This window comes from Vibrio sp. ER1A (genome assembly GCF_000733315.1).
Taxonomy (GTDB): domain Bacteria; phylum Pseudomonadota; class Gammaproteobacteria; order Enterobacterales; family Vibrionaceae; genus Vibrio; species Vibrio mediterranei.
This window is the reverse complement of record NZ_JPJA01000093.1, coordinates 180,518-189,134: the sequence shown is the minus strand read 5'-3', so window position 1 is coordinate 189,134 and position 8,617 is coordinate 180,518. Positions and strand designations below refer to the sequence as shown.

Genomic DNA, 8,617 nt, shown 5'->3' with positions numbered 1-8,617 from the left:
AAGTTATTCTAATCAGGTTGATAAATAAAAGACATCTCTGTCTTAATTAGTGAACAATATTATCCTAACCTAACTATTAATAAAATCCAGTTTACTAATTTTTACATGATTATTTGAACATGATCGGAAATTATTCACATTCATTTAAAATATAATTATAGATATCAGACAGTTAATATTTATGCCTTTAAATTTATTAATTGGCACTACTATAGATAATAATAAGACTACTCCCATATTACACTGTAGGCATATTAAAATAGACCATTGAATATTTATTTAAGTAACACTTTTTTAAATCAAAGATACTAACTTGAACTAAACTAATTAAAATACATCGTTTTCAATAGGTTATAACTAAACTAACCGCATGTAATTCTGAAGTTTTCTTTTTCTGAACATCACCTGATAAGGCTCACCGACCTCTCTTCTATCCTAATCTCTATAACCACATAAATTGTGTTGATTTTGTGAACATACGAGCAAAGTTGTCTTTGCAACTGGTGTAGTATTTAACGCATAAGCATCAGATGGTCATCTCGAGAGCGATCACTAGGTTTATGTGGTTCATCACCAAATGCTCTGAATGATAAGGTGCAAGCTGGCAATTAGCCATGAAGTATTTGGTGAGGAGTAAAGAATCGACGCATTAAGGAAGTCGAACTAATAATAAAACCATATACCAAGGAGCAACCTCTTATGTCTACGATGACCCAAGGGAGCAATGCGCACCACAACACCCCATCCTATCCCGGCCTGACTACTGTAATCCACGGCAATGGCGCTGTCGCACATGTTATGGATTACGTTTGCGGTGGAGTGATAGGATACCCAATCACCCCTTCTACTGAGATTTCCGAACTGTATGAAGCCTTTAGAGCTCAAGGCGGCTGCAATGTTTGGGGGCAACACCCATTCTTCTTCGAACCTGAAGGTGAGCATTCTGCGCAAAGTGGCGCATTAGGCGCCGCGCTAACAGGGGGCAAGTACATTTCCAACGCTTCATCAAGCCAAGGGATTTTATACGGGCTTGAATCGCACTATGTGACCGTCGGTAAGAAGGCTGCAGGTTTTGTGCTTCATGTCGCGGCGCGTTCAGTTTCACGTCATTCACTGAATGTAATGGCGGGACATGATGACGTCTACGCTCTACTATCTGCTGGATACACCACTTTATTTGCAAGTAATGCCCAAGAAGCGGCCGACCTTGCTGCCATTTCGTATCGCGTCAGTGCCTTGTCACTAATTCCTGTCGCCAATACCATGGATGGCTTCGCAACCAGCCATATTCAAAGTGAAGTTCAACTACCAGAGCCAGAATTACTTAAACAATATCTCGGTGACCCAACCGATCGAATTCTCGCACCAACAGAAGCTCAGAGAATGCTATATGGTGCCAAAGGCCGCGTCTGGCAACTCAATCAATTTATCGACAAATACCAAGACCAGTTTTGGCCTGAAAAATTAGCCGACTTAAGAGGCTATATCACAGCTAATGAAGCAGCGATAGAAAAAGACGCTCAGGGCGAATTGATTGAATCCACCAACGCTTACCTACCCGAAGCACTATTGAAAAAATGGCAACGTGCTTGGCTTAATGCCTATGAAAAAGATACGCGTCAACGTGTACCAGCGCTGATGGATCCGCATAACCCAGGATTAACGGGTGGTGTCCAAAATCAGCCAGACTACCAAGCGGGTATCGTCGACCATCGCAGCCACTTCCTAAGTGATGTTCCACAGTTTATCGAGCAAGCCATGCGTGAATATGGCGAGCTAACGAGTCGCACCTATGAGCCGGTCATGGATTATCTATGTGATGACGCAGAATACGTCATTGTCGGTTTAGGCTCGGTCACGGATGATGCTGAAGCTGTTGCTTTGCACCTCAGAGAACAAGGTCAAAAAGTCGGCGTCATCTCTATCAAACAATTACATCCATTCCCTGAAGCGCAAATCGTCGAGAAACTTGCGGGAAAAACTGCGGTAACAGTGCTAGAGCGTTGCGACGAAACACGCTTAACTGCACGCATCTCTAGAGCGCTATTTAAAGCGCAAGAAAATGCCCACTACCCTCGCCACAATGGCATCAAAGCACTAACGCACATACCAATGATCAATACTGGTATCTTCGGACTTGGTGGTCACGACCTGCAACCTAAGCACTTGATCGCTGCTTTTGATAACATGCGCTCAGAGAACATTAAGCCATTCTTCTACCTAGGCAGCCAGTTCTTCGACAAACAGGCAACTGGCGAACTGAAACAGATTCAAGATCGATTACGCTCTGCTTATCCAGATACTGAGCTGATGGCTTTAGAAACAGGCGAAAACCCTAACCTGTTACCTGAATCGGCAATGCGTGTACGCTTCCACTCTGTCGGTGGATACGGCACCATCGCCACCGGTAAGCTACTGACGGACATTCTTTCTGGTGCATTAGGATTGCACTCGAAGTCCATGCCGAAATATGGTTCTGAGAAAAGTGGCGCACCAACCAACTTCTTTATTACTCTTTCTCCAGAACCTATCAAAATCACCAATGCCGAACTACAACAGGTCGAAGTCGTTCTTTCACCCGACCATAAAGTGTTTATGCACACCAATCCACTGGCGGGTCTTAGTAAAAACGGCACCTTCATTTTGCAAACTCATCATGAACCAGAGCAAGTTTGGCAAGAGATCCCTGCGAGTGCTCGTCAGTTCATTCGTGACAACAACATCAACTTCTACATTGTTGATGCGTTCAAGGTAGCGCGTGAGCAAGCGCCATCAGCTGATTTAGAAATCCGCATGATGGGTATCGCCTTTATCGGAGCTTTGTGTGGACATGCAAAACAAGTTACCCAAGGTGCTGATGAATCGGCGATGTTAGAGCGCATTACCCAACAAATCGCCAAGAAATTTGGTTCAAAAGGCGAGAAAGTCGTTGCCAGTAACATGGCAGTGATTCGTGAAGGCATGCACGCCACACAGCACGTCAATTACAGTGCATTTAACGACAACGTCGAAACCAGTGAAACGCTAGCGCAAACCGAAACCCAAAAACCAGCGCAAGCCAGCTGCGGACTATTTGATCCTTCTTATTTCAATAATATCGCAGGCAAACGCTACGTTGATGGCTCCATTGGCGAAGCTCCTGTTATCCCGGGTTCTGGCATGTTCCTGCCTCCTGCCAGTGCCATCACTAAAGATAAAGGACTCTTTAGACTTAACGTGCCTAAATTTGATGCAGACAAGTGTACTGGCTGTATGGAATGTACTATTGCTTGCCCAGATGGCGCTATTCCTAACGCGGTGCATGAGCTGCACGATATTGCCTATGTAGCGATAGACAAACTGAATATTCCACCTGTACAACGCGATAGTTTGAAAGCGAAAATGCCGCCAATTCTGGACGCAGTGCGCCACCACTACCGCAGCTCGGCAAAAGGGGAATCACAGCCACTGCATCAAGTCGTATCAAAAGTTGTGGATTCCATGACCTTTGAAGAGCCTATCGCCTTGCAAATGGCAGCGCTATGCGTGGCATTAGAATCCTTACCAGTAAGCCGCACCAAGCCATTCTTTGATGCGATGGAAAAAGCGGTACCAGGAAGTGGCGGTTTGTTCTCTGTGGCTATCGACCCAAGCAAATGTAGCGGCTGTATGGAATGTGTCGACGTTTGCGGCCCGAATGCGTTAGAAAAAGTTCGTCAAACCACCGAAATGAACCAGCAAATGCACGAACTGTTCAACACGCTAGCGAATATGCCAAATACGCCTACTCGTTTTGTTGAACAAGGTGTGAAAGATGCCTCAGAGTCAAAACGTTTGCTACTCGACCGCAGCAACTACTATGCAATGAGTTCTGGTCACGGCGCATGTCGCGGCTGTGGTGAGGTCACAGCCTTAAGACTCGTCACCTCCATCAACCGAGCACTGCAACAACAACGCTATCAAGCTCATATACAGACTCTTGAGTCTATGATTGAGCAACTTGAAGACAAGTTGGATATAATCGTTGGACAAGACAGTGAAAATACCAGAACCCAGCGTTTAGTTCGCACTATTGAAACGCTAGAAAAACGCTTGTTCCTATTCGAACATGGTCCAACAGGAAATGGCCCTTCTGATGCACTTATCGCTAACGCCACAGGCTGTAGTAGCGTCTATGCCTCTACCTTCCCTGCAAACCCATACAACGACCCTTGGGTAAACAGCTTGTTCCAAGACACCCCGGCGGTCGCGAAAGGCTTGTTTGAAGGTGAAGCAGCCAATCAGCTTGAACAGTTCAAAGCACTGCGCACTGCAAAACTCGAATTAGAAGATATGTACGATGAAGAGATTCACGATCGTCAGCTTCGTTACCTTGAGTGGAGTCAGTTGTCCGATCAGGAACTGGCACTGATGCCAACGGTATTCAGCATAGGTGGAGACGGCGCAACCTATGATATTGGTTTTGGTGCGCTTTCTAGACTGTTAACTACCAGTACACCGATTAAGATCTTTGTATTGAATACTGGGAGCTACTCTAATACTGGAGGACAAGCATCCACAGCAAGTTTTACCGCGCAAGATTCCGACCTCAGCCGTTTCGGCAGTGCTCATAGCGGTAAAGAAGAGGCACGTAAAGAGCTAGGAATTATTGCTACCTTCCATCCGAAAGTCATGGTGGTACAGACCTCAACGGCATTACAAGGTCACTTTATGTCGAACTTGATGGAGTACTTGAATTATCAAGATGCACCAGCACTGTTTGATGTTTATACCCCTTGTATGGGTGAGCACGGTATCGCCGATGATGCTAGCACGCGACACTCTCGCTTAGCCGTAGAGAGCCGCATGAGTCCGGTATTTGTTCACGACCCACGTAAAGGTGAGACTTTAGCAGAGCGTTTCTCTATTGAAGGTAACCCTGAGCTGGATCAGGACTGGGCAACACATACCATCAGCTACCTAGATAACGATGGCATGACCCAACTTAAACAAGTGCCATTTACCGCCGCAGACTTCGCGTTGTATGAGGGTCGATTCAAGAAACACTTTGCGCTAGTCAGCGATAACGACAACACCGTAGAGCTCGCTGATTATCTCAAGCTAAGCGCTCAAGAACGCGCAAATAAAGTACCGTTTATCTGGTCCACCGATAAACAGCAACATTTGGTGCAGCTCTCTGTTTCACCGTCGTTAGTGGCACTGAGTGAAGAGCGTCTTCGCAACTGGCACATGCTACAAACATTAAGTGGACAGCATATAGCGCAGATCGAGCAAGGTTATCAGCAGCAAATCGAAGAGTGGAAACTGCGATATCAACAAGCCTTGGACAACAATGAACAAACTATTGAGTCCATCGCAAACGGACTAGCAGAACTTGCTATGGTTGCAACACCAACCAGTAGCATCCCTGTGACACAAATCGACGCCACTGACGCACCTGCGAAAGCCGATGGACAATCGCAACCTCTTGTCGCGATCAATGAGGACGAAAAATGTCTGTGTACCGATTGCAAGACCTGCTACCAACAACTGAGTGAACTGTTTGAGAAAACAACCGTGGTTGAGAATGGCGAAGCGAAAGTGATTAGCCAAGTCATTCCGGGTTCATTGACCAAAGTGACACTCACTGATGAGTTAGTGAAACGTGCCGCACGAATCGCCGATGAGTGTGATGCTGAAATCATTCACTTTAACGCTCCTGCTTCGGTGGAGGTGTAGTTATGGTCGCTTTACTTACTCAATCTCAACGGGAGCTTATGCTAAAGCGCATGGATCAAAATCCACAGCGCTTCCAGCAAATGATCATCGAAGAGAGTCAACAGCTAATCCAGGACACGCTGAAACGCGGTAACCTATCGGCAGAGTTCACCACTAAGCTATGGGATCTGTTGCTCGCGGGCAACGATCTTAGTACCGCACTACAGCGTTATCTATGGCGAATTCCACTGAAACAAAAGCGGGTATTTGTTAAAGGCTTAGACCTGCACCTTTCAGAACGTTATCCTATGTTTAAGGGGTTATCTGAAGGTTGGCCGGGCAGCAATAACATTCCTCCTTACGTTCGTCCCGCGGAAGAACGCCGCAAAGACTTCGATCTAGTGAGCCAAGGCTACCTTGGCTACATGGGGCTGGGTTATTCGCTGCGCGAAGTAGAACTGTTCGTGTGGCTTGAAGTGCTTCGCGATAAACAATGCGAAGACAAACCTTGTGAAGTCGGTGTCCCAATGTGCGACCGCGACGGCAATCCTGCGGAAGAAGCCGATGGAGGATGTCCGGTTAAGATCCACATACCAGAAGTGTTGAACTTGATGGGCGAAGGCCGTTTTAAAGCGGCATTTGAGCTAATACGAGACGCCAACCCTCTGCCAAATGTTACGGGTCGGGTTTGCCCACAGGAGCTTCAGTGCCAAGGTGTATGTACTCATAACGATAGACCGATTGAGATCGGTCAGTTGGAGTGGTTCTTACCACAACGGGAGCGCGAGCTTTCTAATGGTGAGCCGCCGAAACCTGTGGCGTGTAACCCTTGGGTTGCCGCTAGCAAACCGCCAGTGGCTATTGTAGGTTCAGGGCCTTCTGGGTTAATCAATGCCTACCTACTGGCCAAAGCTGGTTACCCCGTGACAGTATTTGAAGCATTCCATGTCCTAGGTGGCGTGTTACGTTACGGCATCCCTGAGTTCCGTCTACCCAACCAATTGGTGGATGACGTGGTAGAAAAAATCAAAGCGCTCGGAGGCCGCTTTGTCACTAACTACATCGTAGGTAAAACTGCCACTCTAGCGGACCTCAAACGTGCAGGTTTTGTGAGAGTGTTTGTCGGCACTGGGGCAGGACTACCGCGCTTCATGAACGTTCCGGGTGAGCATCTACTTAATATCATGTCAGCGAATGAGTTCTTAACTCGCGTCAACCTGATGCACGCCAACCTCCCTGACTATGAGACACCTATGCCAGAGATGGACAATAAAGAGGTGATGATCATCGGTGGTGGTAATACCGCAATGGACGCTGCGCGAACCGCTCGTCGCCTTGGCGCTAACGTGACCATTGTCTATCGTCGAACGCAACAAGAGATGCCAGCTCGTGTGGAAGAGCTACATCATGCGTTAGAAGAAGGTATTATGCTCAAAGAACTGCGCTCTCCTTGTCAGTTTAATGGGGATAAAAACCATGTACTGGCGACTGCCGATTTAGACGTGATGGCACTAGGTGAGCCCGATGCCTCAGGCCGTCGCAGACCGCAGTCAACAGGGGAAACGGAGCTAATGAAGGTCGATTTCGCCATCATGGCTCTGGGTAATAGCTCTAACCCTATAATGAAAGACGCCAACCCAGATCTTAACACCTCGAAATGGGGTACCTTGCTGCTTAATAAAGGCTCGCAGGAAACCTCGCTTGCTGGTGTTTATAGTGGTGGTGATGCGACTCGTGGTGGCTCAACAGCCATTAAAGCGGCAGGTGATGGGCAAGCAGCCGCTCGTGAAATCATGAGTACGCTAGACTTCAATTTAAAAGAAGTCGAAGGGTTAGTCGCGCAGGCAAGCAATTACACTGAACTTGGGCAAATGCCAGCTAAAATCGTCAAACGTCGTCAACTTACGGATGAGATTGTCGAATTTACCATTACCGCCCCACTTATCGCCCGCTCCGCAAAACCCGGTCAGTTTGTGCGAGTTCTTGCCGATGAAAAAGGCGAGTTAATTCCACTGACACTCGCTGATTGGGATGCTGAAAAAGGGACGATTGAGTTAGTGATTCAGGGGCTAGGAAGCAGCTCTAAACTTATCAACCAGATGCAGGAAGGCGATGTCTTTGAAGCGATTGCAGGGCCACTAGGTCAAGCAAGTAAAGTCGTTGTGCACCAAGATAATCACAGAGTCTACTTCACCGCAGGCGGTGTGGGTCTTCCGGCTGTTCATCCTATTATGCGCGCACACCTCGAAATTGGTAACAAAGTCACTTTGATTTCCGGTTTTAGAGGTGCACCTCAAGCATTCTGGACTGAGCAAGGCGATAAAGTCGAAACACTCAAAGCGCTCTACCCTGATTTACTGGAAGTCATCTATACCAGTAATGACGGCAGCTTTGGTGTAGAAGGGTTTGTCACTACCCCTCTAAAAGACCGCCTAGATGAGCATCAAGCCGGACAAGGCGAACCTATCGCGGAAGTCATTACTATAGGTCCACCACTCATGATGAGAGCTGTAAGCGACTTAACTTTGGAGTACAAAGTGGAGTGCGTGGCGAGCCTTAACTCTATCATGGTAGATGCTACTGGTATGTGCGGTGCGTGTATGGTCCCAGTAATGGAAGATGGAAAATTGATTCGTAAACATGCTTGTATCGATGGCCCTGAGATCAACAGTCATGTGATCGATTGGGACAAGTTCTTACCTAGGTTTAATCAGTTCAAACCGCAGGAAAGAGAGAGTCAGATAAAGCACAAGTTTATTGAGGAGTAAACGACGCGGCGGCTATCAATGATAGCCGCCGTTTTTTCTTACAAGAACTTGTTTCCTGCATGAACAATGATTTGTTCAAAGCCAGTCAAGTCTGTTAGCATTGCTGCCGAATTCAGCTAAACATCGAACGCCAGCTAATTAGCTCGCATTTTAAACAACATACTGAGTTTCGG

2 protein-coding genes are annotated in these 8,617 nt (G+C 47.0%); both read left to right on the top strand.

Features of this window, described 5'->3' with window-relative positions:
- The first annotated feature begins 699 nt into the window (after window positions 1-699).
- Window positions 700-5,697, top strand: coding sequence for a 2-oxoacid:acceptor oxidoreductase family protein (locus HW45_RS22450; RefSeq protein ID WP_038229909.1), 4,998 nt, complete (start codon window positions 700-702; stop codon window positions 5,695-5,697).
- Window positions 5,698-5,699: 2 nt separating this feature from the next.
- Complete coding sequence (locus tag HW45_RS22445; protein WP_038229908.1) at window positions 5,700-8,444, top strand: sulfide/dihydroorotate dehydrogenase-like FAD/NAD-binding protein; 2,745 nt, start codon at window positions 5,700-5,702, stop codon at window positions 8,442-8,444.
- Window positions 8,445-8,617: the final 173 nt, after the last annotated feature.

Bases quoted from the DNA above. Each gene is read 5' to 3' on its own strand.
- HW45_RS22450 (WP_038229909.1), top strand. From the start codon at position 700: ATGTCTACGATGACCCAAGGGAGCAATGCGCACCACAACACCCCATCC.
- HW45_RS22445 (WP_038229908.1), top strand. From the start codon at position 5,700: ATGGTCGCTTTACTTACTCAATCTCAACGGGAGCTTATGCTAAAGCGC.